Raw genomic sequence first — 1,141 nt, forward strand, 5'->3', positions numbered from 1 at the left:
CGTCAGCGTATTGCCGTTGGCGTCATACGCGTAGGTGACGCCGCCCTGTTGCGTCAGGCGGTCATTGTCGTCATAGCTGTAGGCGGTGTGGACACCGTCGATGATGCTGTAGGTGCGGTTGCCGACGTTGTCGAAGCGGTATTCCGCGCTGTAGTCGCCATTGACAGGATCGCTGATCGCGTCATGCGTCAGGCGATACAGGGCGTCGTAGGTATAGGTCGACACCCGGCCGTTGTGCAGCTCTTCGATTTGCTCCCGTCTCCCCGTGCTGTGCAGGGTGTAACGGTAGTCGGCGATGACATTGCCCGCCGCATCCGTCGTGGTCTGACGCGTCAGTCGGTTCAGGGCGTCGTAGATATAGGCGGTGGTTTGGCCGTTGGCTTGCGTCACGCTCTCACGGTTGCCCACCGCATCGTACGCGTACAGAGTCTCGCCGCCCTGAGGATCGATCACTTTGCTCAGACGGTTTAACGCATCGTACAGGTACGTGGTCGTTTCCGCTTTCCCCTGATAGGTGACGGTGGCGGAGGTTTTATTGCCCGCCTTGTCATAGCTGTAGCTAAGCACCGCGCCAGTCGGCTGAGTCTCTTCCACCAATCGGTTCAATGCGTCGTATTGATAACTCGTCGTTCCCAGGGAATTCGTCGCAGTGAGACGAGAGCCAATGGCGTTATAGGTAAAGGTCTCGACCTCGCCGTCTGCGTAGTCGATGCGGCTCACCTGATCATTCACATTGTAGGTATAGGTAGTCGTCTGACCATTAAAGTCGGTATGGCTGAGCAACCTGCCCGCGACGTCATAGCTAAAGGACTCCATCTGTCCCATCGGCAGCGTCCGCGTCAGCACACGGCCCATGGCGTCATAGGTCCAGCGCGTCATGCGGTCTTCCGCGTCTGTCTGCGTCAGCTTATTGCCGGCCTGATCATAGGTGAAGGAAGTGACGTTATTCAGCGCATCCGTCACCGTAACCAGACGGCCCAGCTTGTCATAACCGTACTGGGTCACTCGACCGGCTTGATCGATGCTACTCAGGCGACGATCCAAAGCGTCGAAGGTTTCCTGCAGGCTTGAGCCGTCATGGAACAGGGTTTTAACCCGTTGATCCAGGATGTTGTACTCATACGTCGTCGTATGGCCATTC

Annotated in this window: 1 pseudogene; it reads right to left on the reverse strand. The window is 57.3% G+C overall.

The features are described 5' to 3' along the window. Positions 1-1,141: pseudogene (locus KP814_RS32595) on the reverse strand (hypothetical protein); the annotation flags it as partial.

Source organism: Hahella sp. HN01, from assembly GCF_018986435.1.
Classification (GTDB): Bacteria; Pseudomonadota; Gammaproteobacteria; order Pseudomonadales; family Oleiphilaceae; genus Hahella.